Here is a 23341-nt window from a genome sequence, read left to right as displayed (position 1 = left end):
GTGAAACTTGCCCCCCGGGTGTGCCTGACTCCCCTGCCGTACGGCGGCGCGGTTCTGGTGAACGGCGTCAGTCTGGCGATCGCCGAGTGCGATGAGCCGCAGCGACTGGCGATCAACGAGTTGCTGGCCAACGGTACGTCGGAAGGGCAGTTGGCGCAGTTCCTGATCGCGACCGGATGGGTGGTGCGCAGCGATGCTGGCTGATCTGCTGGTGGCGGTCCTGGCCGGTCCCCTCGTGGCCTCCGGGGTGGCGAAGCTCGCGGCACCGGCCGAGAAACTGTCCTGGCCAATTCGCAGCGGACTGCTGGCGGCGCCCCACGGTCCGCGGCTGATCGGTGGCACCGAGTTGATCGGCGCGGTGCTTCTCATTGTGGTGCCCGGGCGCCTTGCCGCGCTGGGCGGCCTGGTGGCGTACCTGGCACTGACCGTCGGGGCCCACACGCTCCGCGGCCGGAAGTGCGCCTGCTTCGGACTGGCGCGGCTAGCTTCGGTAGGCCACACCCACGTCCTCGGGAACGCCGTCGGCGTACTGCTGGCAGCCGTCGCCCTGCTGATGGGCCCCGGCTCCCACACACCGTCGCGCGCCGTGTTCGCGGCAGCGGCGACCGCCCTGATCACCGGTGTGCTCCTCGCAGTGGACCATCGTGCCCGTACGACCGACGCAGCGAAGGACGAACGAATCGTGGAATCCGTCGACGCGGTGTACGGCGTGCAGCTCTACACCTCGGAGTCGTGCCCATCCTGCCGGGCGCTGAAGAAGCTGGTGGCAGGGATGGAACCGGCTCGCCGCGACGCGGTCGCCGAAACCGTGCTCGGACCCCACGACGCGCTACCCGGGCCGATGGCGAAAATGGGTTTGCCCTGCGCGCAGGGCCTCGACGCCGCAGGAAAGCCCGTCGGCGAACCGGTCTCCGGAATCGGCTCGGTCAAGGGTCTGATCAACTCGATCGTCGTCACCGCACATGCTTGACAGCTGGCGGGAAAGCTCAACGACCGGACCGTGGGCGTGGCTGACCGCCCCGATCGAGCCCTCGATATCGCAGGCGAACCCTGCCACCGTGTGCTGGCGCGACCGGTGGGTGGACCCGGACCTGGTCGGGCTCGCATCCGATCGGGCCCCGCTGACCCGCATCGAGATCCACCCGGACGACACGTCCCCCGGATGGACGTTACCGGTCACCAACGTGCTGCCCGCACCACTCGCGTGGCATCTCGACCGGCCTCTCGTCGCCGGGCTGGTGGTCCGGGACCGACATGCCCATCCGTGGGTGGCCGACTATGCCGCCCGGACTGTCACGGTGTTCGACCGGGTGCGGGCCGCGACGTCGCTCGCACGGCCTCCCCTCGTCTGGGTGGGTGACCGCCTCGTCGTGCTCATCCCGTCGCCCCCGACGAGCACCCCGCTCGCACACGGGAACCCGGTCGCGCTGGAGGCGACGGGGCCGGGATACGTCAAGTTCCAGCCCACCCTGTCCGAACTCGCCGCTGTCGTCGCCGCCCGGCCCGCGGCACTGGACCCGCCTGCCGGCCAGGCGATCGGACTGACCGACCCGCTGGTGGTGCGGCGTCTGACCGCCCTGGACGGGGAGCTCCATGTGGAGTACGCCGAGGACGATCCCGCCTCCGAGGACGGCCTGTCCTGGTCCGGCCTCACCGTACCGATGGACGGCTCCGGCCCGCCTCGACGGGCTACCAAGACTCACCACCGCCTGCCCCGAGGCGCGCCGCCAGGTCGGACCGCACCGGCCCCCGAGATCACCTCACCGATGTCGATCACCATCGACACCGGGCATCACCAGGCGAGACTCACCCAGCACGGGGAAGGGCCGGTAGCGGTTCTGTGGCTACGCGATACCCGGCCCACAGGTACGGTGACGCTGCCACCGCTGCTGGACACTGGTTACGGGGTCGCGAACCTCGACCTGCCGCTGCACTGGCCACCCGACGCCACGGTGGAATCCCTGCACCCGCAGATAGTGGGAGCAGTCCGCGCGGCGCTGGCCACCATCGATGGTCCGGTGTTGGTGGGCGGACACAGCTTCAGCGCCACCCTCGCCCTCTACGCCCTCGCCCACATCCCTGAGCTACGGGGAGCGATCGCGCACAGCGGCTGCTACAACCGCACTCTCACCCCGACCGGTTGGCAACACGAGAAGCGCCACTTGTGGCAGGCTCCGGAGATCTACCGCGCGTTCAGCGCCCTGGAATTCGCCCATCAGTTGAATCGGCCTGTGCTGTTGGCTCACGGCACGAAGGACAGCAACCCCGCCACCACGCCCGAACAATCCGTCGAGCTCTACCGGGCTATCGTCGCCAACGGTGGCACTGCCCGCCTGCTTCTCCTACCCGGCGCGGGTCACGCGTTCTATTACGCCGAGCATCTCGCGTTCTTACGCACCGAGCACCGCAACTGGATCATGCGGTGGACCCGGTGACGTCCAAGCTCACCTCCCGGGACCTGTGCCGCGTGGCGATACGGGCCGTACGCATGTCCTGGGCGGCGGACCCGCAGGGTGTCCTCACTGTGGCCGGGCTTCAACTGACCACCGCGGTCGGTCTGGCCGGTGCGTTGCTGCTGCTGCGGGACATGATCGATGACGTGATGCCGCTGGCCGGCAGGGGCGGTGCCGGAGCCGACCTCACAACGCTGGTCTCCGGGTTGGTGGCGCTGATCGTCCTCGGCACGGCGGGCGGGATTTTACTGACGCTCAGTGGGATGCGGCAGCAGATCCTCACCGACCGGGTCGACCGGCACGTCATCTCACTGGTGTTACGCACCGCCGCTCATACCGAACTGGGGGAATTCGAAGACCCCGACTTCCACGACAGGTTGCAGCGTGCCGTACACGCTGCTCGACACAAGCCGGCCATGGTGATCATGATGTTGGTCACGATGATGCAGGCGGCGCTGACAGTGCTGGCCGTGGCGGGCGTCTTCATCACCATTGCCTGGTGGTTGCTCCCACTGGCGACTCTCACGGCGTTGCCGCTGTTCAAGGCCGCGAAAGACGAACGCGATGCCAGGTACGCAATGCACTACTCCCTGGCTGAGAACCACCGCCGACGCCAGTACTTCGAGCAGTTGCTCACTGGCCGGGACGAGGCCAAGGAGATCCGGGCTCTGAACCTCGGCGCCACCCTCCATGCCCGCTGGGACAGCGAATACGCCCGAGAACTGACCAGCATGATCAGCCTCATCCGCACCCATGCGGGACGCGAAATCGTCGCCAGGCTCGTGTCCAGTGCCCTCATCGTCGGCGGCATCGCCACCGTCTGGGCCCTGGTGGATACCGGCAGGGTGTCCCTGGCCGGCGCATCCACCGGCCTGGTCGGACTCTGGCTGCTGTCGACTCGGATGACGATGGCCAGTCGCATGCTCAACGACATGGGCCAGTCCCTGTACTTCCTCAAGGATCTGCACGACTTCGCGGCGGCGGCCACCGTGCCACCGCCTCGGCCCGCTGAACCCGCTCTGCCGTTCCGGACGCTGCGTGCACGCGATCTGACGTTCACCTATCCCGGCGTCGATCAACCCACCCTGCACGGCATCGACATCTCACTGCACCAGGACGAAATCATCGCCCTCGTGGGAACCAACGGCTCCGGAAAAACCACCCTCGCGAAGATCCTCGCCGGCCTGTACGCCCCCACCGGCGGGCGTCTGGACCGCGACGGCCGCCCAGCCAACGACATGCACCAACTGCGCCATGGCTGCGCCGTAGTCTTCCAGGACTTCATCCGCTACAAGCTCACGGCGCACGACAACATCGCGTTCGGGCGCGTCGAGGACCAAATCCATGACAGCCGGATCAGATGCGCCGCCGAATCCGCCGGTGTCGCCGCTCTGGTGGAAGGTCTTCCCGACGGCTATGACACCGTCCTCGGGCGCGAGTTCACTAACGGCACAGACCTTTCGGGTGGCCAGTGGCAGAAACTCGCCATCGCCCGTGCTTTCTACCGAAACGCTCCCTTCATCATTCTCGACGAACCCACCGCCGCCCTGGACCCACAGGCCGAAGCAGACCTCTTCGCCCGCATCCGCCAACTCTTCGCCGGGCGCACGGTCCTGCTCATCTCACACAGATTCTCCAGCGTCCGCAGCGCCGACCGCATCTATGTCCTGGACGCCGGTCGCATCATCGAACAAGGCACACACGCCGAACTCATGCGTACTCAGGGCCGCTACGCTGACCTCTTCCTCACTCAGGCAGCGGGGTACCTCGACGGGAACCACCTCGTCGACGAGGTTTCCGGTGATCTTGGCTAGTGCCCCGTCATGCAGCCATGGGCGGGTAATCGGGGTGGCGGATCTTGGATTCGGTGGCGAATCCGGATTTCGGACGGGCTCGCTGGTTGCGCCAGCGGTTGTAGTTGCCGTCGCGTTGTCCTGCTCCGGGTGGTTGCGGTGGCCGGTGCCGTTGAGCGCAAAGTAACGCACAGCGGCGAACTCGGCCTCGATCCAGTTCAGCCATGAAGAGTATGTCGGTAGGAACACCAGGTCGACCTGGTTTGGCGGCGCACCACGTTCGGACCTCGGGGTGTTTGTGCGGGGAGGCCTCGCCAACCTCATCCGCGCCGAACGCGCCCGATGCGAGGCCGGTGGCGCCTCGACGCCGGCCGGCAGGCGCTGCTCGCCCTGGCCCATCTGCGTAACGGGGACACCATCACCCGTCTGGCCTGCGGCTTCGCGGCCAGCGTCACGACAGCCTGGCGGTACGTCCGGGAAGCCATCGACCTGCTCGCCGAGCCCGCCGAGGACCTGAACGCAGCCGTCCGGCGCGTCGCCCGGCTCGCGTACGCGTCAGACAGGGGCGACGACTCCTTCTTCGATCAACTCGCGGACGAGCCGGCGGGCTTGGTCTGCACCGATCAAGTTGCGGAGTTCCTCAACGGTTACCACGGTGCCGGGGTGGTCGATCATCTGCATGATCGTCTCGGTGACCGGCTCGGGCAGGTGCAGGTTGTGGTCGCCGAGGTGCAGAACCGTGCCGTCGGCGCCTTTGGTGCTGAGCAGCACCGCGCCCGGTACGTACCGCACGGCGTCGACGTCGTGGCTGAGTACCCCCACGGCGGCGCTGACTGCGGGGCGGCGCGGCCCCGACTGGGCGCGCAGCGCCCGGGTGCGCACCGACTGCGCTGCCCGTTCGAGGTCGAGGCTGGTCAGCCAGCGGGCGAGACGCCCGGTGACGTCGCCCAGCGCGGTGTTGATGCCGTCGACGTCGAGCCCGGGCGGGAGCGCGGTGCGGAAGTCGGGCTCCCCGGCGGCGATGTCGAGGAGCTGTTCGAGCAGCCAGTGCCGGGTGAACTGGAGCACGCCGACGCTGATGTGCAGGGAGGTGCCGTCTTCGGCGTAGCCATTGTGGATCCAGCCCCGAGGCACCCAGAGGACGTCTCCGGGCGCGAGGCGGACTCGCAGGAACGGTTCGCCCTTCTCGAACCGGTCCCGGGCGGCGGCCGGGACCGGGACCCGCCCCCAGCGGTGCCGGGGCAACGGGTCCGGCAGGTACGGCTCGTGCAACTCCCAGGTCTTGTGCCCCACGGTCTGCACGATGAAGACCGCCTCGGTGTCCCAGTGGTGCGCGAAGCCCTGGCTCTTCGGCGGAGTGAGGAAGGCGTGCGCGTAAAGCGGGTGACCGAGTTCCCCGGACAGCAGGCGGCAGAAGCGGCTGAGTGGCTGCCAACTGCGGTGCAGACCCATGAGCAGGAGGGTGTGCCCGGTGCGCAGGTGCGCGCCGACGCGGCGGGCGTCGACGGCTCCGGCGGCGTCCGGAAACGCCGCGAGGTCGGGGCTGACCAGGCTGCCCGGTTGCGCCATCACGTTGTTTCTGGTCATCGTCACCGACGACGCGGGCAGACCCTGGTCGCTGATGAGCCGGTCGATGTCGTCGAGGCTGAGCAGGGCGGCCAGAGCGGCCGGGTCGCCATGGTGGACCTCGGGCTGCCGGGGCCATTTCTCGACGAATTTGTCTGGCCGGGCCGTAAGGCGATCCAATGCGCTGTTCATGCCGCCTCCGCAAAATTGCTTCCGATTGTTGCCCCGGCGCCATCATGTGCCGATCGGCCGGCCGGCACAAGGGAGGTGACGGGTGTAGTCCCGGCTACGACCTTGGGCGCACGCGGTCGTATCGGGCAGCGACTGTCACCTACGTCGAATTTCACCTACGACAATTCTGCGCCTTCCCGGGTGCGATTCACCTGGTTTAGCGTCTTCACCGGAAGGTCTTCCAGTCAGGCGCATTCCAAAGAAAAGGAGCAGGCGTGAAAACTTCGGACGAGCTCGACTTCGAACTCGATGACCTGCCGATGGACGTCTTCGACCTCGCCGAGAGCGGGCTCACGATCGAGTCCCTGACGGCGGGTCACGGCATGCCCGAGCACGGCGCGTCGCTGCCGTTCTGCTCGTGCAGCGCGACGTGCAGCTGCTGCCCGAGCAGCAGCAGCTGACCTTCAGAACGGTTGTGCCGCCGGCTCCGGCCGGCGGCACAGCCCCGGGGCCAGGAGGGGTCATGGGCGGAAGCGTTGGCTCGATCGCAGACGAAGGTGTGCTCCTGTCGAGTGGCGCACGCGTGGAATCGCCTCCGATTCTGCGCCGTGCGGGGTTGCCCGCGGCGGCCCTGGGTCGGCTGCGTCTGTCGGAGTCGTTCCGACGGGCCGAGGAACAGGCGCGGCTGCGCCGGTGGCTGACGCTGGAGGGGCACGCCCTGTCGGACGCCCTGTTCGCCGAGATCGGGGCGCTGGGGCAGACCGCCCTGAAGCCGAGGCTGGTGGGTCTGCGCAGGGCGGTCTTCCAGTCGAGGCGGCCCCGCGAGGAGGAGTGGAACGGGGCCGTCGCGGAGCTGCTCCCTGCGGACCTCGTCGAGCGGATCGCGGTCTGGCGATCGAAACTGGACGCCCTGGACCGGATCGTCGCCGAACTGCCGGCGGTCCTCGCCGCCGAGATCACCGACCGGGAACGGGTACTACGCGAGGTGGCGGCGGATCCCGGCTTCCGGCGCGCCCTGTCGCAGGCCAGCCCCGCGCTACACGTGGAGCTCGGCAAGTGGTTGGCCGATCCGGCGCGCCGGCCGAGGGCGCAGAGCCTGGCCCGCCTGGCGAAGTACGTGGCCCGGGCGGCGGCCAAGACCAGTCCGTACAGCACCTTCACCATCAGCGGTCTGGGTGTCTGGGTGGACGGCTCAGCGCCGGAGATGCTCGCCAGGGCGCCGGTCAGCGGAGTCCTGGAGTTGGACGGGTTCCTGCTCCAGAGCGTGATCCGGGTCCTGCGCGAGAGTCCTGGGCTGAAGGCGTCGATGCGGGTACGGGTGAACCCGAGTGTGACCAGGATGGCAGGGAAGATCACCTTCTCCGGGCTGCCGCCCCGCGAGCCGATCGTGACCATGCCGGACACGCCGGCGATCCGCGCCTGCCTGCGCATCGTCGAGGAGGGCCCGCCGGACACGCTGCCTGGGCTGTGCGGCCGGCTCGCCTCCGGCGCGCGGACACCCCGTGAGGTTCGGCCGTTCCTGGACGCGCTGGTGCGGGCCGGGCTGCTGATTCTTGAGCCACCGGTCACGGATCAGGCGCTCGACCCGTTGTCGGACCTGATCGCCTGGGTAGCCGCGCACGGCGGCGAGGACCTGGTTGATGTCGCTGTGCTGCTGGACCGGCTGCGTACGGAGGTCGGTCTGCCGGTGCCGGTGGAGGACGTCGACGGGCACTGCGCCCGCCAGGACCGGCTGCGTGACGCCGTCGCCGACCTCGTCAACCGTCTCGGGTTGCCCTTCCAGCCGGTGGCCGAGATGAGCAAGGCCGTCTACCACGAGAACGCGGTGTTCCGTGACCCGCCTGTGGAATGCGCGTCCGGACGGTGGCGTCCGGCGCTGGAGGATCTCGACGCGGTGCGGCGGTGGCTCGGCGTCTTCGACCCGGCGCTGCCGCTGCGGCTGGCGCTGGGTGTCTATTTCCGGGAACGCTTCGGCCCGGGCGCCCAGGTCCCGGTGCTGGAACTGTGCCGGGCGGTGCACGAGGAGATCGCCCGCGAGGACGGACCCGGCGCGACCGCCGCCGGGCAGGAGGTGGCGCGATTCCTGCGCGCGTCGCCGCTGGCCAACGGTACCGCCCTGGCCGCCAGTGCGCTGGGCAGGTTGCGGCAGCTCGGCCGGATGCAGGAGGAGGCCCGCGCCGGGGTGCTCGGACCGGTGCAGGCGGACGGTGTCATCCGTACTCCGGCCGAGACGCTGCGGGCGATGGCGGCCGGTTGGCCGGAGTGGGTCACGCCAGCGGATTCGCTCGGCTGCTATGTGCAGGTGGTCGAGCGGGGAGCGCAGCCTGCCCTGGCGTTGAACGTGGCGCATTCGGGATTCGGGCGTGGGCGGAGCCGTACGACGCGGTTGACCGCCCTGGCCGGAGGAACGGTGCCGCCGGGCCGGGCCTGGTCCGGGGCGTCGGAGGGGACGATCTTCGCGGAGTTGAGCGGGACGTTCTCGTCGGCGTTGAACGCCCGTACGGCCAGCACCGACTACGAGATCGACTACCCGTTCACGGTCACCGGTCGGCCCGCCGCCGAGCGGTTGCCGCTCGGGGACCTGGTCGCGGTCCACGATCCGCGTACCGACCTGGTGAACATCGTCTCGACCCGGCTGCGCCGGCGGGTCGTACCGCTGCACCTGGGCATGATGGCCGACGTCCTGCTGCCGCCCATCGCCCAGTTCCTGAGCTGGTCGTTCGGCGTGACCTACTACCTGCACCCCAGCTTCTCGCCGTTGGCCGGCGGTGCCGACCTGGCGCCTCCCGACCAACTCGGCACCCAACCCCGGGTGGAGACCGGCCGGGTTGTCCTGCGTCGGGCGCGGTGGCGGGTGCCGACCGGGCAGGTGCCCACCCGGCGCAAAGCGGAGGCCGATGCCGACTATCTGGTGCGGCTGGTCGGATGGCTGCAGAGCCACGGGATTCCGGACCGTTGCTATGTCCGGATGTGGACCGACGGGCTGTGGGGCAACGACCCGGCGGATGACAAATGGGGCAGGTGGGTGCTGGACAAGTCACGCAAGCCTGTCTACATCGACTTCGCCAACTGGCACCTGCTCGCGGTGTTCGAACGGATGTTGCGGGCACCGGGGCCAGTCATGGTGTTCGAGGAGGCGCTGCCCGCGCCGGGCGACACCGCCGCGCTCACCGACGAGCCGGCCGTCGCCGAGTACCTCGTCGAGATCTCGGACCGAGGGTGAGATGGAAGAGACCAACTGGGTCAGCGCGCACGCCTTCCACCAGGGCGACCAGGACCGCCTGCTCATCGACGCGGTCGATCCGCTGGTGACGGAACTGATCTCCGCCGGTCGCGCCGACGGCTGGTTCTACCTGCGCTACTGGGACGGCGGGCCGCATGTGCGGTTGCGCGTGCTCCCGGCCGCCGGCACCGACCCCGGCGAGATCAGGGCAGCGATCGACAGATCGTTGGGCGCCTACTACCGGGACAATCCCTCCACCCCGGTGGTGACCGAGGACGCGTACGCGCAGAGCGCGGCGATGCTGGCCGCCTGGGAGCAGGTCGAGCCGGGCTTCACGTCGCTGCAGCCGAACGACTCGGTCGCGTACGTCCCGTACCGCCGGGAACACCACCGCTACGGCCACGGCGCCGCGATCGAGGCGGTGGAGCGGCACTTCGTGCAGTCCAGCACGCTGGCGATGCGGCTGCTGCGGCAGGGAGCCTCCCCGCAGGAGCGGTCGACCGCCGCGTACGCGATGATCCTCATCGCCTGGCTGACCTGCGAACCTGACCCGCTGCGCCTGCGTGAGCGCATCGAATCCGGACCTGGGTACGACGACAGGGCGGCACCCTTCGAGCTGCCACAGCCGTCGGCGCGGCGGCTCCGCACGGCGGTGTCCGTCGCGCAGCGGATGCGGGCGCTGGTGGCGGCCCGCGAACGGCACACGGACGCGGGAACACTGGCCGGTTGGGCCCGATCCGTCGCGACGCTGCGGGACGCGCTCGACGAGCAGCTGGGCCGGGGCACGCTGGAGCCGCCGGCCTCGGGCTGGGAGGGCCCCGGCGGCATCGTCACCGCGGGACCGGACACCTCGGTCCTGACCATCGTCGACATCTGCGCGCACCTGGTGTGCAACCGGCTCTCCGTGACCTTGCCGGCGGAGATCTCCCTGCGCCAGCTCGCCGGGGCGGCCGTGTCGGCGCTCGCCGAGGGGAACTGACATGCGTTGGCACTGTTTTCAGATCTATTACCACGCCGAGGACAAGGACCGGCTCATCCTCGAGGCGATCCGGCCGATGGCCCGGCGGCTCGGCGGCCAGGTCGACTCCCTCTACTACCTGCGGCACTGGCTTCGCGGTCCGCACGTGCGGCTCTACGTACGCTGCTCACCCGCACTCCTGGGGACGCTCGTCCGCCCGACGGTCGAGGAGCTGACCGCTCGCTTCCTGGCCGAACGGCCGTCGACCGCACGCCTGGACCCGCAGGAACACCTGCCGATGCACCGGCGCCTGGCCGAACTCGAGTCGGTCAGCGGCGACCTGCTGCCGTGGCACCGGGACAACTCACTGCACCTCACCACCGAGGCGGAACCGGCGCCCGCCGAGGCGACGTCCGCCCGGCTGCTGGCGGACTTCTACTCGGACAGCACCGAGCTGGCATTCACGATGACCGAGGACATCGCCTCCGGCGGGCAGCGGCTCGCGATCGCGTTCGACCTCATGATCGCCACGGCGCACTCGCTGTCAGGGGTCGGGCTCGCCCGCGGCGGCCTGTCGTTCCGCTCGCACGCCGAGGCGTTCCTGCACGGATTCCCGGAGGGCCAGGGCCTGCGCGAGGCATGGGACCGGCACTACCGGCGCAGCGCGGCGACGCTGGTCGGGCGGGTCCGGGCCGTGGCCGCCGACCTGGACGGCACGACGTCGGCGGTGCCGTACGTGCGTGACTGGCTCGACGTGCTGCGGCCGTACCGGGACCGAGCCAGCCAGCTGATCAGCTCGGGGCTGCTGACGGAACAGGCACCACCGGTCGGCGCCGACGTCGACATCGTCGACCTGACGCAGGTCAGCCCGTTCCACCAGGAACTGTTCGCCACCAGCGCCTGGCAGGAACAGACCGAGGCCACCGAGTGGTTCCTCAGCTACAAGCTGGTGCTGAACTACACCTACCTGCACCTGACCCGGCTGGGCGTCAACCCGGTCGAACGGTTCCTGCTGTGCCACCTGGCCGCCTGCGCGGTGGAGCAGGCGCACGGGATGTCGGCGGTCGATCTGATCAGGACCCTCGCCGACCCGCCGACCATCGGTGCGGAGGCAGCACGATGACCGAGTTGGTCGCCACCGCGGCGCTCACCGAACACCACGCGCTGGTGCCCGGCGTCTACACCGTGGTTGACCAGAACGACCGCCTGCGACTGGTGGCCGGATCCCGGGCCGAGACGTTCGGCGCCGTACAGACGTGGAAGCGTGACCTGCTCCGCAGGCTCGCCGCCGGTCCGTGCCCGGCCCGGGACCTGACGGCGCGGGATGACGCCGCCGCGTTCCTGACGGCGCTGGGCGCGGGAGGATGGCTGGAGACGGAGGTCGGCCGGGCGCAGGGACCGCTGTACACCGTGCAGCCGACCCGAAGACCGGTACCGGCGTCGTCACCGACCCCCGACGAGCTGATCCTGTCGCGGTTCGCGATCGTGCACCGGGAACGGGACAGCCGCAACCTGGTCGTCGAGTCGCCCCTGGCCTGGGCCCGGGTCCAGCTCCACGATCCTGCGTTGCTCGGCCTGCTGACGGCGCGGGCGCCCGCAGCGGTCGGGGCGGCGCGGGCGCCGCGGTGTCTCGCCGACCGGTTCCTGCGGGACCTGTACCGGTGCGGACTCGCGGTGCCCGTGGGCGGCGCCGAGGAGGACACGTTCCACCTGCGCCAGTGGAGCGCTCACGAGCTGTGGTTCCACCAGCGCAGCCGCATCGGGCACCGCGACCGGCTGGGCAGCGGATACGGCCGCACCCGCTGGGCCGAGGGCCTGTTCGAGCCGCTGCCCGCCCGGCACGATCCCTATCCGGGGGCGGCCATCGCACTGCCCACTCCCGACCTGGAGCGGCTGCGGCGCACCGATCCCCCGCTCGCCGCCGTGATGGAGGACCGCCGTTCCATCCGTGTCCACGACGATGACGCGCCCATCACGCTGGAGCAGCTCGGTGAGTTCCTCTACCGATGCGCGCGGATGCGGACGGGCTCCGGCCCCGAGAGGGCCGGCCGGCCGTACCCGTCCGGCGGATCGGTGTACGAGCTGGAGCTGTATCCGGTGGTCCGGCTGGCCTCGGGGCTGCCGGCCGGGGTGTACCACTACGACGGTCACGACCACGCGTTGCGACTCGTCCAGGGACCGGGGCCCGGCATGGCCCGGCTGGTCGCCACCGCTCGCAGGGGCACCTTCGAACGGTTGGCTCCGCAGGTGTTGATCGTGGTGGCGGCCCGCTTCGGGCGGCTGGCCTGGACCTACGAGCAGATGCCGTACTCGCTCGTGCTCAAGCACGTCGGCGTGCTCTACCAGACGATGTACCTGGCGGCCACGGTCATGGGTCTGGCCGCCTGCGGGCTCGGTGGTGGCGACCGCGAGGCCCTCAATGAGGTGACCGGCGTCGGCTACACCGACGAGAGCGCGGTGGGGGAGTTCCTGCTCGGCAGCCGCCCCGCCCCACAGTGAAGGGACAACCGGAGACCATGGGCCTACTGCTGCGTCCCGACACCTACTACACCCGCTCCGAGGACGGCCTCTACCTGCTGACGTACGAGGGCCCGGCCATCGTCGGCGGAGGCTCGGCGTATCCGCTGCTGGTCCGACTGGCGCCCTACCTGGACGGTCGTCGCTCCCTGAGCGACCTGACCGCGAACCTGACCGGCCAGCGTCGGGACATGGTGCGGCAGCTCATCACCGTGCTCATCGCCAAGGGCGCGATCACCACGTACGGCCAGGCGCCGTCGGTTACTCCCGGGCAGGCCGACGGCTATCACCGGGAGGTTTCCTTCCTCAGCTGGCAGACGGGTTCCGCGCTCCAGACGTTTCGCCAGTACCGGGCCGAGACGGTCGCGGTGGTCGGCCCGGTGGAACTGGTGCCCGCCGTGGCCGCCGCCGCGCTGCGCTCGGGATCGGCGCAGGTCCGCCTGCTGACGGAGGAACCCGGGGCCGGCTGGGACGCTCTGCTGACCGAGGTGGAGCGCGGCCGCCGCGATCCAGGGCAGCTCGTCACCCCTGTCCGACTGGACGCCGACGCGGACGCGGACGCTGTCGCGTTGGCGTTGCGCGGCGCAGGCCTCGTCCTGCACGTCCGCGACCGCCCGGCGGTCAGGCAGGTGCGGGTGCTGGAAGGGGTCTGCGTGGCCTCCCACACCGATCTCTTCCAGGCGCTCCTGCGCGAGGATGGTGTGTGGTTCCTGTCCTGCGGCCCTCGGGCGGGGGCGGGGGTCCGGTGGTCGTCGGTCGCGCGTCGGCTTGGCGCCGGCCATCGCGGCGTCGGCGCCACCCGCCCGGGGCGGGCGGACGGTACGGCGCGCGCCGTCGCCGCCGCCCAACTGGTGTCCCGGGCGTTCCGCACCGTCACCGGCGCGGCGCGGCCGGAACCGGCGGGAGTGACCCGCCTCGACCCGGCCACGCTGGGCAGCGGGGTGCACGCCGTGGTGCCGCACCCCTTCGAGGCGCAGGTGGAAGCGTTGACCGCTGAGACGGTACGCGGATGTATCGAGGAACGCCGGGCCGCCGCGCCACTCGATCCGGAGGTCTTCTCCCGGCGTGCCGTCGCGTGCATGGACGACCGTTTGGGGATCTTCGGGCGGCCCGAGGAAGGAGGCCTCGGCCAGCTTCCGCTGCGGGTGTGCGAGATCGAGGTGTCGGATCCGGTAGGGCTGCTCGGCGAGGGCGCCGCTCCGATCCGGGTCTTCGGCACCGGCCTGGACTTCGCCTCCGCCCGTCTCGCCGCCGGGCTCAACGCGTTCTCCGCCTACGGGGCGCTCATGCTTGATCCGCGTCGGCTGATCGGCACCGATCACAAGCCCATCTTCGCCGGGGACCTGGACCCCGATCTGGCGCTGCGCGACGTCCGTGTGCGGACAGGCCACCTGCCGGGCGTCGCGCTGACCGACGGCCGGATCCGCCTCGTGCCGGTGTCGCGGGCCTTCCCGGCACTGCATGCCGTTGACCGGGCCGAGGCGGTCTCGCCCGGGACCGCCTCGGCGTACGGCTGGCAGGAGGCGGTGACGACCGGCGTCCTCGCGCAGGTCAGGCGGTTGACTCTCGACGAGATGGTGACGGCTGGCCGACCGTCACCCCGTCTTGACCTGGACGCTGTCGCCCTTGATCCGGTCGGTGAGCGCTACCGGACGATCCTGGCGGCGACGGGCGAGAGGGTGACTGCTCATGACATCACCGGAACGCTCTCGGTGCCGACCGTGCTCTGCCAGGTCGGTCGTGCGGCGCAGGGCTGTGCCAGCGGCCTGTCGATAGCCGGGGCGCTGCGCGACGCCCTGGCCGAGGCGGTCGTGTCGTACCAGTCGGTGCTACACGGCCAGCCCGCGTACGCGCCGCCACCGATCCCCGCGCCCTCGTCCTCGTCCGAGCCGGAGCGCCGCTGGCTCGGCGCGGACCCGTTGGACCTCGATGCCATCGTGGCCGCCCTGGCGGCGCAGGGCTGGCAGCCGGTGGCCGTACCACTCGACCACGACCCGGAGGTGAGTGCCGTGATGCCCCACACCGTGCACGTGGTGGTGACCCGTGATTGAGGTGAGACTGCTCGGTACGGGCCTGCTCGCCGACGCCATCGCGGAGGGCGTCAACCGGCCCGTCGGCGTGATCACCACAGCCGGACCCATCGGCACGGGCGCCGCCGTCGAGACCGTCATCGTGACCGCGACCGACGCCTGGGACCTCGACGAACACGCGGCGGCGATGGGTGCTCGCGCTGACCGGCGGCTGTCCTGGCTGCCGGTCCGCGCGGAGCTGGGCCGGGTGCTGATCGGGCCTCTGGAGTGGGCAGGTGAGCCCGGCTGTGTGGACTGTCTCGAACGGCGGCGCCGGCGTAACCGGCTGCATTCCCGCGCCCATGACGCCGTGATCGCCGACAACAGTGCGGCGTTGCGCACCCGGCCGTCGGCGTGGCTCACCGGGCTGGCCGCTGATGTCGTCGCCGCGTTGGTCGACGACGAGATCACCCGGCTGCACGGGGACCCGTCCACGGCACGGACCCGTTGCGCCCTGCTCTGCCTCGACCTCAAGACCCTGGAGGTGACCCGGCACACGTTCCTGCCCGACCCCACCTGTCCGGTCTGTGCGGACCTTCCCGAGGACAGCGCGGCGGCGGCCGACATCGTGCTGCAGCCCCGGGTCAAGAGCGCCCCCGACCGCTACCGGACCCGGAACCTGGCCGAGCACCAGGACGAGCTGATCACCACGTACGTCGACCCCGAATGCGGGCTGATCAGACTCCTGGCCCGGGACGACAACGCCGGTGCGATGGTCGCGGCGGCCTGGATGGGGCTGCCGGACGGCGCGACCGAGGGCGGCTACGGGCGGACCCGCAGCTACCGGACCAGTGAGCTGGTGTCGATCCTGGAGGCGTTGGAGCGGCATGGCGGGATGCAGCCCGGCGGCAGACGGACGGCGGTCCGGGGCAGCTACGCAGACTTGCGTGAGAGGGCGCTCGACCCCCGGGAGCTCGGACTCTATCCGCCGGATCGTTACCGCATCGAGGGATTCCGCTACCGTCCGTTCGACGTCGACCAGCCCTACCGCTGGGTGTGGGGGCACTCGTTCCGGCGCAAGGAACCGATCCTGGTGCCCGAGGCCTACGGCTACTACCGCATCCACCGCTCCGATCAGGAGCCGACGCCCTTCGTGTACGAGATCTCCAACGGCTGCGCCCTGGGCGGGAACCTGGAGGAGGCGATACTCCACGGCATCCTCGAGGTCGCCGAGCGCGACGCGTTCCTGATGACGTGGTACGCGCGTATGCCGGTGCCGCGGATCGACCTGTCCTCCGCGCGTCGCCGGACGGTGCCGCTCATCGCCGAGGCCATCCAGTCCGAGACCGGCTACGCGGTCCAGGCCTTCGACATCACCGTCGAGCAGGGCGTTCCGTGTGTGTGGGTGATGGCGGTGAACCCGTCCGACGACGACCAACGGCCCAAGGCGGTCTGCGCCGCCGGCAGCCACCTCGATCCGGAGACTGCGGCCGAGAACGCGTTGAGCGAACTGGGGGTGATCCTGGTCGATCTCATGCACCGATACCCGGAGCAGCGGGACCAGGCCGAGCGGATGGTGCGGGACGGTTCGCTGGTGACGGAGATGGCGCACCACTCCCTGCTGTACGGCGCACCTGCCGCCTTCGCCCGCTTCGACTTCCTGACCGGCTCGTCGCGTTCGGTGAGCTTTGCGGAGATGGCGCAGCCGGACGGGTTCCGAAACGCCGACCTCAGCGACGATCTCCGGGAACTGGTGCGTCGCTATCTCGATGAGGGCATGGACGTGATCGTCGTCGACCAGACCACGCCCGAACAGCGCGTACAGGGGCTGGCCTGCGCCAAGGTGATCATTCCCGGGACCCTGCCGATGACCTTCGGGCACGACTTGCGCCGCGTGGACGGTCTGCCCCGGCTGCACGAGATTCCCCACCGGCTCGGACATCGCAGCCGACGGCTGGAGCGCTCGGACGTCAACCCGCACCCCCACCCGTTTCCCTGACCCGCCCTGAGATCAAGGAGTCGCCGGAACATGTACCTGCAGTTCGTCCTCTGGGACCTGAGCAAGTCGGACGTCTCCGTCGAAGACCTGCGCGGCTACCTGCGCGATTACGCCGTCGAGGCGTACTCCCGGCTACCGGGGATGCGCCTGAAGATGTGGTTCGCCAATCCCGAGCGCCAGGTGTGGGGTGCGGTCTACCTGTGGGACGGCGCCGAGTACATGGACGGCCCGGCCCGGGTGAGCCGGGCCGTCAGGCTGATCGGGTACCCGCCGACCTCGGTGAGCGTCTTCGAGGTGGAGGCCGTCGCGGAGGGGGACAGCGCCTACGAGAACCTCACAGCCCTCGGCCGGGCCTTCACGTGAGCCCTGGTGCCCGGGACGGGCGGGTGCCCGTCCCGATACGCGCCCGCGGTGGTGGCGGGGCCCGGCTTGGGAGCGGGCTGCCCGCCGGACCGGTCACGATGTTGACGTGAGTGGTGCACCGTCGAGGTCCGGTGCGTCAGTTGCCACCCGCTCCTCGATCAGGTCGCCCCGAAAGGCCTTCTGGATGGCCTGGACGCGTGAGGTGACGTCGAGCTTGGCGTAGACGTTCGTCAGGTGCCGCTTGACGGTCGCTTCGGTGATGAACAGCCGCTCACAGATCCGCCGGTTGCTCATGCCCGCGGCCACCAGCCGCATGATCTCGATTTCGCGGTTGGTCAGCGGGCCCGGGGCCGCCGTGGACGGCCGCAGTTTGCGGAGCGCCTCGACGGGTGCGGAGAGGACGAAGCGGTCCTCCTTCCGGTGCACCGCGTGGATGACGCAGACCAGTTCGTCCAGTTGGAGCCCTTTCGCGAGGCAGGCGTGCGCGCCCGAGGTGAGCACCTTCCACAGAAAGAGATGATCGTCGGAGTCCGTCAGCACGATGATCTTCGAATCGGGCCGCTCGTCAAGAATCGGCGCCACCAGCGTGTCCGGGCAGTCGTCGCTGGCGTCGATGACCAGGATCGTGGTGTGCGACGGCGTGCCGGAAACCGGGGACACGGTCGGGGCCGGCCGCCCGTCGCCCACGAAGAAGTTCGGCACCTTCCTCAGCAGTTCGGCGAGACCGTGCCGAAGTAGGGGTGTTTCGGTCACTATCTCGATTGTCATCTGCTGCGAGCAGCCCTGGACGACGTTGCGCCAGTCCGGGCCCGGGTCATGTGAAATCGACAAGGCTCTCCCTGTGTGACATGCCGACCGAACACGTGGCCCGGTGGCCGCGACGAGCTGCCGCCGCGGCCACCGGAGGGGATCTTTCGACAGCTAGAGGTCCATCCGGCGGAGCAGGGCCATCGCGTCGTCGCGTTTGGCGTCGGGAGCATCCGTGCCGAGGAACTCTCGTAACGCCGTCAGCTCGACGTCGCTGACCTGCTTCCGCACCACCGGCAGTTGCAGGATCCGGGTGTAGGTGCGGTCGGGGAAGTAGAGCGCCTTGGCCTCGGCCAGCACGGTCGCGGCGCTATCCGGCGAGATCACGCCGCGCTCCACCGCCGCAGCCATCGCCACCCGAATGTTGACCATTGGTTCGCACAGGGCGCGCTGCGAATCCGGGTCGAAGACGATTGCCACCTCGTCGTCGGCGTCGACCGTGCCCGAACGGTACAGCTCGAAGACCTGTCCGACGCCCACCATGCCCTCGCTGGCCAGTTCGGCGGCGCGCAGGGCCCCCATGCTGGAGGAACCGAAAACGCGCACCGGATTCGGATGCCGGTCGATGGCCCGGAGCACCTCCTTGGGTGAGATCATCAGACCTTGGAGGAACTGACCGTCCACGATGCCGATGTGAGTCGGTGGTTCCGGCTCGGCGAGCAGGAGGTCGATGTCCCCCCGCTTGACCGGAGGCCGCACCTCGACCGAGGCGAGTTCGGCGATCGTGGCGGCGTCGATGCTCGGACCGGCGAAGACCACTGCGCGCGTCATCGTCCGACTCCCGCGTTGGCCACCCGTGCCCGAGGGGCGGCCACCACTCGCAGCGCCTCGTTCCAGTGTGCCTTCGCCCGCGGCCCGAGTTTGCTCTGGTCGATCGCCCAGGATTCGAGCCCCGGTACGATCACCCGGACCACGTGCACCGGAAAGCCCGGCGGCGTGCGGTCGACCACAATCGCCCTTTTCAGCCCGCCGTCGCGCAGCCGCTCGAGCATGAACCGGATGTCGGCCATGACGTCGTCGTTCGGGTAACTGCGCACGTCGCCGAAGCGCACCGGTGATGCGGACTCCCGCCACGGCCACACCGAGCGGTCCACCGAGCCGCCGCGGGATACGTGGTGGTTCCAGTTGTCGATCTCTGTGCTGGGCAGGCTGATGTCTTCGCGCATTCCCTGGATGTCCACGGCCCGGCTCTGGGCCAGTTCGGTCAGTGCTCGGATGACCGCCACCTCGGCGTGCGGATGTGTGCCGTATCCCGAGTGGCTGGGCGAGAACGTCTCTGCCAACGACTCGCTGACCATGGCGGCGAAGGTCGGAATGCCGAGCGAGGAGGTGATGTCTCTGATGACCAGTGGCAGTCCCGCCTCCTGGATCCGCTCGGCGAACCAGCGCGCTGCATCGGGGAGAGTGGTGAGGTCGACGCTTGGGGCGCTGTCCTCCAGCGTGGTCACCGCGGCCGGGGGTGCGGCCGCGCCGAGCTTGTTGCGCATCATGTGGGTGATGCGGTTGCTGACCAGATCCGCCATTGTCAGGGCGTCGCGTTCGATGACCTCGCACAATGCGTGGCAGATCGCCTCCTCCAGCGAGTTGCCCGATGCCAGGCCGTTGCTGGTGTTGATGGCGAAGCATTGGATCTCGTGGAAGCGGATGTAGTAGCCGGCCAGGCTCAGCGGTACGAGGACCGGCTCTTCGCGTAGCAGGTCGTAGCCTCGGGTCCACGAGATCGGCACGTCCGGGCGGTAGGCATGGCCGGGCGCGAGGTTGTGGTCCGCCGGGTTCAACACCGCCTGCCCGGAGGCTTCCAGGTCGGTGTACGTGGCGACGAGGTCCGGCGTCCTGGGCTGCCAGGCGGCAAAACGTTCCACCGCCTCCATGATCGCTGACGCCCGCGCATCGTCGTGGGTGCGTCCCTTGCCGTTGTAGACCGAGAGCAGGTCGTGGGACCTTGGCACGATGGCGTTGTAGACGGGAATGCCGATGCGGTCCAGCCACGTGATGTCGGCGACCCGGGTCACTCCCACGGTCCGCAGCAGGGGCGTGACGCGCTCAAGGGTTTGACGCGTGGTCACCTCGCGGGTGGGACCAGTCTTGGGGACGCGCTCACGCAGCTTCAACGGCCACCACCGTCGAATTGTGGGGTTCGGCAACAACGGTATAGCCGACAGTTTGGGCGGTTCGAGAATTTGTCAAGCGTTCCTCCCCGAGAGACATTGCCATCAGCGCCGCAACGATTTCCGGTCCGGGTGGAAATAGATTCCGTTCGAGTGGCGTGAGCCGGGATCGTGTGGGTGGTTCAGAGCCTGATCATTACCGCGGCGCTGGCGTCCACCATGATCGAGTCGCGGGGTGCCGGCAAGGGGTTCGCCTGTCCCAACTTGTTCGGATCCGTTCGGAACGGGGGCGTCGTTATGGGTTTCGTCAGGTGGTGGCCGGTGTCGCCGGTGCTCTGACCACGAACGTCGGCCGGGTTGGTCATGCGGCTCGGGTGGCGGGTTGGCCTCAGCGGCGTTGTCGTTCGCTGCGGATTTTGGCGCGGTGGCGGCGTTGGGCGGTCAGGACGTCGGGGTGACGGGCGTTGGCGTTGCGCCAGCGCAGGTAGGCGTGCAGGTTGCGGGCCAGGACGGTGTGTTGGGGCGATCAGAGCCTGCGATGACGAAGGTGCGTAGCGGCCCGAAGTGCGCCTCGATCGGGTTGGCCCAGGAGGCGTAGGTCGGGGTGAAGCACAGCTCGACCTTGTTCCGTACCGCCCGCTGCCGGATCTTGAACCCCTTATGGGCGGACAGGTTGTCCAGGATGACGTAGATCGGTGCGCTGTCCGGGCGGGCTGACCGGATCGACTTCAATACGGCCAGGGTGGTCGCCGCGGACTTGCGGGTGCGGATGACGCCCCACAACTGGTCGTCGCCCATCGAGTAGCAGCCATGGAACTGCCGCACGCCGTGCAGCTTGTGGTGGTTCGCCGGCAGCCTGCGCGGGCGGCCCTTCCGCGCCCAGCCGACGCCGCCATGCGGTCGGACCGTGAGCGGCCCGAACTCGTCGAACGCGAGTGCGGTGCGGGAACTGCTTGATCACGTGCTCGATCCGGGCCAGCTTCGCCTCGCGGTTCGGATCGGTGGACTCTTTCCACGTCTTGGTGCGCCGGAAGGTGATCTCGTGTTTGCGCAGTAGTCGCCGCAGCGGCTGTTGCGTACGGGGTGCCGAGCCGGCAGGGGGAGAGGCATCACTCTGGCGAGGGAGGTGGTGCGCCTTTGCCGATGTGATGGTCAGGGCATGACTGGTGGTTCCAAGATGACGAAGGCGTCGTGGCGTAGGTGGCGGCAGCTATGGCCGCGCTGGGTGACCTGGGTAACGATGTTCTGGGCGGCGGTTTACGCCGGCTTCGGTCTGGCGTGCGCGTTGAGCGGAACCTCGCTGCTCTCGCTCGGCGGCCATCAGGCGTCCTCCGCGCTGGGCTGGGCGGTCGCGGCCGGGGGCGCACTGGCGGCGCTGGTCTGTGGGGTGGCGGCGTGGTGCGGGCTGCGGCCCATGCTGCGGGCGCTGCTGTGGGTGTTGTGTGGGCTGGCAGGTGTGGCCGCGTTCGGCCTGTTGATGGACATGCTCACGCTGATGTTCGGCCAGGCGGTGGACAGTTGGGCGTCCGCTGCGAATCATGCGTTGGCGGCTGCGGGGATGTTTCTCTTGGCGGCCACCGCCCGGTCGGACCACCGGCCGTCCAAGGTGGCCGTCGGGCAGGCGCATTCCGCGTCATCCCGGTCGGTCCAACTCGCTGCCTGCGTTGGGACGGTGGCCTTCCTTCCGTACGCGATGATGAAGCTCGTCTGGGCGTCCGGCGGTACCTTCGCCGGGGTCAGCGGCAGGGAGATGCGCGTGATCTCCGAACGTAACGGCGCATCGGGGATCTGGCTCACCCTGGAGTCCTGGGGTCTGGACGCCACCGCGCTGCTGGCCGCACTCGGCGTCTTCCTGCTCTGGGGCCTGGTCCGCCCGTGGGGTCAGATCTTCCCACGGTGGACACTCTTCCTCCGCGGTCGCCGCGTTCCACGCTGGCTACCCCTGACCCCGGCTCTGATAGGTGCGGCCACCCTCGCTCCGTACGGAGTGCTCGGCGTCGGCTACCTGACCCTGGCAGCCGCAGGCGTGGTGACGATACCGCGCGGAGACTTCCACTCCTCAGGCGACGCACTGCTGGTCAGCTGGATCGGTCTGGCCGCGTTTGCCGCGTACGGGATCGCACTGGTCATCGCGGCCCGCTCGTACTGGCTGCGGACCACCACTCCTGTACATGGTGCCGCAGAGTGACCGCCAGCAGCCGGTTGTCAGGTGCGCCGGCGACGGGGTGGGTCTACCAGGTGCTGCGCCACATTGTGACCTGGCGGAGCGGCGGTGGAACGCGGACACCGCAGCCGGGCAGGCCAGTTGTCGGCTGCGGCGGCCGGTGGTCGCGCCGCCGATCAACCGATGGCATACCGATCCGGACCGCCACGGCGTCCCGGTGACATCTACCCCGGCGGCCGCGTCTCGGCGGCGCGGTGGTAGCGATCGGCGAGTTCGCGCACGAGTTCGACGAGTTCCGCGGGCTCTGTCACGGTGAAGTCGATGCCGAGCAGGCCGAGATGGACGGCGAGAGCCTCGATGTTGTCGGCCCCGGTGTCGAGCAGGCATTGGGTGTTGTCGACCGGGGTGATCGTGCCGATGGCGGCGTTGATCCGCTCGGCGAGTTGTTCCGCCGGTGCGTGCACGACGACCCGGGCCCGGTGCCGCCAGGCGGTCGACGACACGCCGCGGCGGACCTGGTCGATGGCTTCCTCTGGGAGGTCTCGGGGGGTGAAGCGGGGGCCGGTCGGGGTGCGTGGGCTGAGCCGGTCCACCCGGAACGTCCGCCAGTCGGCCCGGTCGATGTCGTATGCGACCAGGTACCACCGTCGGCCCCAGTTGACCAGTTGATATGGCTCGACCTCGCGTCGGCTCTGGGAGCCGTCGTGGCTTCGGTAGTCGAAGCGCAGGCGTTCGTGATCCCGGCAGGCGGCGGCGATGGCGCTGAGCGTGTCCGCGTCCACTCGTGGGCCGAGGTCGTCTCGGGGGACCGCGACGGCGTACCGCTGCAGGGCGTTGACCCGTCGCCGGAGCCGGGTGGGCAGTACCTGTTCCAGCTTGGCCAGCGCGCGTAGCGCGGTCTCCTCGACGCCGGTGATGGTGCCGCCGGCGGCGGTGCGCAGCCCGATCGTCACCGCGACCGCCTCTTCGTCGTCGAGCAGCAGCGGCGGCAGCGCGGCCCCGGCGCCGAGCCGGTAGCCGCCCACCGCACCGCGGGTGCCGTGCACGGGGTAGCCGAGGCTGCGGAGGCGGTCGACGTCGTTGCGGACGGTCCGGGTGCTGACGGACAGCCGGTCGGCCAGCTCGGTGCCGGTCCACTCGCGGGGTGTCTGAAGGAGGGAGAGCAGGCGCAGCAGCCGCGCCGAGGTTTCCAACATTCCTCGGAGTCTGC

The 23341-nt window shown here is 69.7% G+C and carries 18 protein-coding genes and 2 pseudogenes; 14 read left to right on the top strand and 6 right to left on the bottom strand.

The genetic code is table 11. From position 1 onward, the window contains the following. The 5 genes and pseudogenes from adfB to GA0070606_RS02415 all read left to right on the top strand — a co-directional run. The gene (gene adfB, locus GA0070606_RS02440; RefSeq protein WP_141721537.1) at positions 1-204 is read left to right on the top strand and encodes an actinodefensin-associated protein B; all 204 of its coding nucleotides are present in this window, start codon (positions 1-3) and stop codon (positions 202-204) included. Beyond that, complete coding sequence (locus tag GA0070606_RS02435; RefSeq protein ID WP_091094853.1) at positions 194-970, top strand: hypothetical protein; 777 nt, start codon at positions 194-196, stop codon at positions 968-970. The genes adfB and GA0070606_RS02435 overlap by 11 nt, the downstream gene beginning before the upstream one ends. Then, the gene (locus GA0070606_RS02430; RefSeq protein ID WP_091094852.1) at positions 963-2435 is read left to right on the top strand and encodes an alpha/beta hydrolase family protein; all 1473 of its coding nucleotides are present in this window, start codon (positions 963-965) and stop codon (positions 2433-2435) included. Before GA0070606_RS02435 ends, GA0070606_RS02430 begins: the two co-directional genes overlap by 8 nt. Beyond that, positions 2432-4267 carry an ABC transporter ATP-binding protein gene (locus tag GA0070606_RS02425; RefSeq protein WP_141721535.1) on the top strand — a complete coding sequence of 612 codons (1836 nt, stop codon included), beginning with the start codon at positions 2432-2434 and terminating at the stop codon, positions 4265-4267. Before GA0070606_RS02430 ends, GA0070606_RS02425 begins: the two co-directional genes overlap by 4 nt. 271 nt (positions 4268-4538) lie before the next feature. Next, positions 4539-4798 (top strand): annotated as a pseudogene (locus GA0070606_RS02415) (helix-turn-helix domain-containing protein); the annotation flags it as partial. A 3-nt stretch (positions 4799-4801) separates the two neighbouring features. Here GA0070606_RS02415 and GA0070606_RS02410 read toward each other — a convergent pair. Next, entirely contained in the window at positions 4802-6004 is a 1203-nt protein-coding gene (locus GA0070606_RS02410; RefSeq protein ID WP_091094850.1) for a JmjC domain-containing protein, read from the bottom strand. A 254-nt stretch (positions 6005-6258) separates the two neighbouring features. On the opposite strand from GA0070606_RS02410, the gene GA0070606_RS02405 reads away from it, so the two are divergent. The 8 genes from GA0070606_RS02405 to GA0070606_RS02370 all read left to right on the top strand — a co-directional run bounded on the left by GA0070606_RS02405 (position 6259) and on the right by GA0070606_RS02370 (position 17052). Then, positions 6259-6444, top strand: coding sequence for a thiomuracin/GE37468 family thiazolyl RiPP peptide (locus GA0070606_RS02405; RefSeq protein WP_091094849.1), 186 nt, complete (start codon positions 6259-6261; stop codon positions 6442-6444). Between the two features lie 155 nt (positions 6445-6599). After that, entirely contained in the window at positions 6600-9206 is a 2607-nt protein-coding gene (locus GA0070606_RS02400) for a lantibiotic dehydratase (protein ID WP_176737204.1), read from the top strand. A 1-nt stretch (position 9207) separates the two neighbouring features. Continuing rightward, positions 9208-10185: a lantibiotic dehydratase C-terminal domain-containing protein gene (locus tag GA0070606_RS02395; protein WP_176737203.1), complete on the top strand. Its 978-nt coding sequence runs from the start codon at positions 9208-9210 to the stop codon at positions 10183-10185. 1 nt (position 10186) lies between these two features. After that, a complete protein-coding gene (locus GA0070606_RS02390; protein ID WP_091094846.1) occupies positions 10187-11287 on the top strand; it encodes a thiopeptide maturation pyridine synthase in 1101 nt (366 codons plus the stop codon). Further along, positions 11284-12663: a SagB family peptide dehydrogenase gene (locus tag GA0070606_RS02385; protein WP_091094845.1), complete on the top strand. Its 1380-nt coding sequence runs from the start codon at positions 11284-11286 to the stop codon at positions 12661-12663. The genes GA0070606_RS02390 and GA0070606_RS02385 overlap by 4 nt, the downstream gene beginning before the upstream one ends. A 17-nt stretch (positions 12664-12680) precedes the next feature. Then, entirely contained in the window at positions 12681-14732 is a 2052-nt protein-coding gene (locus tag GA0070606_RS02380) for a YcaO-like family protein (protein ID WP_091094844.1), read from the top strand. After that, positions 14725-16689 carry a TOMM precursor leader peptide-binding protein gene (locus GA0070606_RS02375; RefSeq protein ID WP_141721534.1) on the top strand — a complete coding sequence of 655 codons (1965 nt, stop codon included), beginning with the start codon at positions 14725-14727 and terminating at the stop codon, positions 16687-16689. Before GA0070606_RS02380 ends, GA0070606_RS02375 begins: the two co-directional genes overlap by 8 nt. 30 nt (positions 16690-16719) lie before the next feature. After that, positions 16720-17052, top strand: a complete 333-nt coding sequence (locus tag GA0070606_RS02370; RefSeq protein WP_091094842.1) for a hypothetical protein — start codon at positions 16720-16722, stop codon at positions 17050-17052. Between the two features lie 93 nt (positions 17053-17145). On the opposite strand, the gene GA0070606_RS02365 is transcribed toward GA0070606_RS02370, so the two are convergent. The 4 genes and pseudogenes from GA0070606_RS02365 to GA0070606_RS02350 form a co-directional block, all read right to left on the bottom strand. Continuing rightward, positions 17146-17754 (bottom strand): response regulator transcription factor, encoded by a 609-nt coding sequence (locus GA0070606_RS02365; protein WP_176737202.1) that lies wholly within the window; start codon positions 17752-17754, stop codon positions 17146-17148. Positions 17755-17973: 219 nt separating this feature from the next. Continuing rightward, positions 17974-18618, bottom strand: a complete 645-nt coding sequence (locus GA0070606_RS02360; protein ID WP_218105948.1) for a TfuA-like protein — start codon at positions 18616-18618, stop codon at positions 17974-17976. 8 nt (positions 18619-18626) lie between these two features. Beyond that, positions 18627-19970 carry a YcaO-like family protein gene (locus GA0070606_RS02355; RefSeq protein ID WP_091094839.1) on the bottom strand — a complete coding sequence of 448 codons (1344 nt, stop codon included), beginning with the start codon at positions 19968-19970 and terminating at the stop codon, positions 18627-18629. 385 nt (positions 19971-20355) lie between these two features. Then, a pseudogene (locus GA0070606_RS02350) lies at positions 20356-21042 on the bottom strand (IS630 family transposase); the annotation flags it as partial. 84 nt (positions 21043-21126) lie between these two features. Here GA0070606_RS02350 and GA0070606_RS32855 point away from each other — a divergent pair. Next, entirely contained in the window at positions 21127-22155 is a 1029-nt protein-coding gene (locus GA0070606_RS32855) for a hypothetical protein (RefSeq protein ID WP_218105947.1), read from the top strand. 200 nt (positions 22156-22355) lie between these two features. Here the strand turns inward: GA0070606_RS32855 and GA0070606_RS02340 are convergent, their stop codons facing one another. Beyond that, positions 22356-23327, bottom strand: coding sequence for a helix-turn-helix transcriptional regulator (locus tag GA0070606_RS02340; RefSeq protein WP_091094838.1), 972 nt, complete (start codon positions 23325-23327; stop codon positions 22356-22358). Positions 23328-23341: the final 14 nt, after the last annotated feature.

Source organism: Micromonospora citrea, assembly GCF_900090315.1.
GTDB classification, from domain to species: Bacteria; Actinomycetota; Actinomycetes; order Mycobacteriales; family Micromonosporaceae; genus Micromonospora; species Micromonospora citrea.
This window is presented reverse-complemented; position numbering and strand designations above follow the sequence as displayed.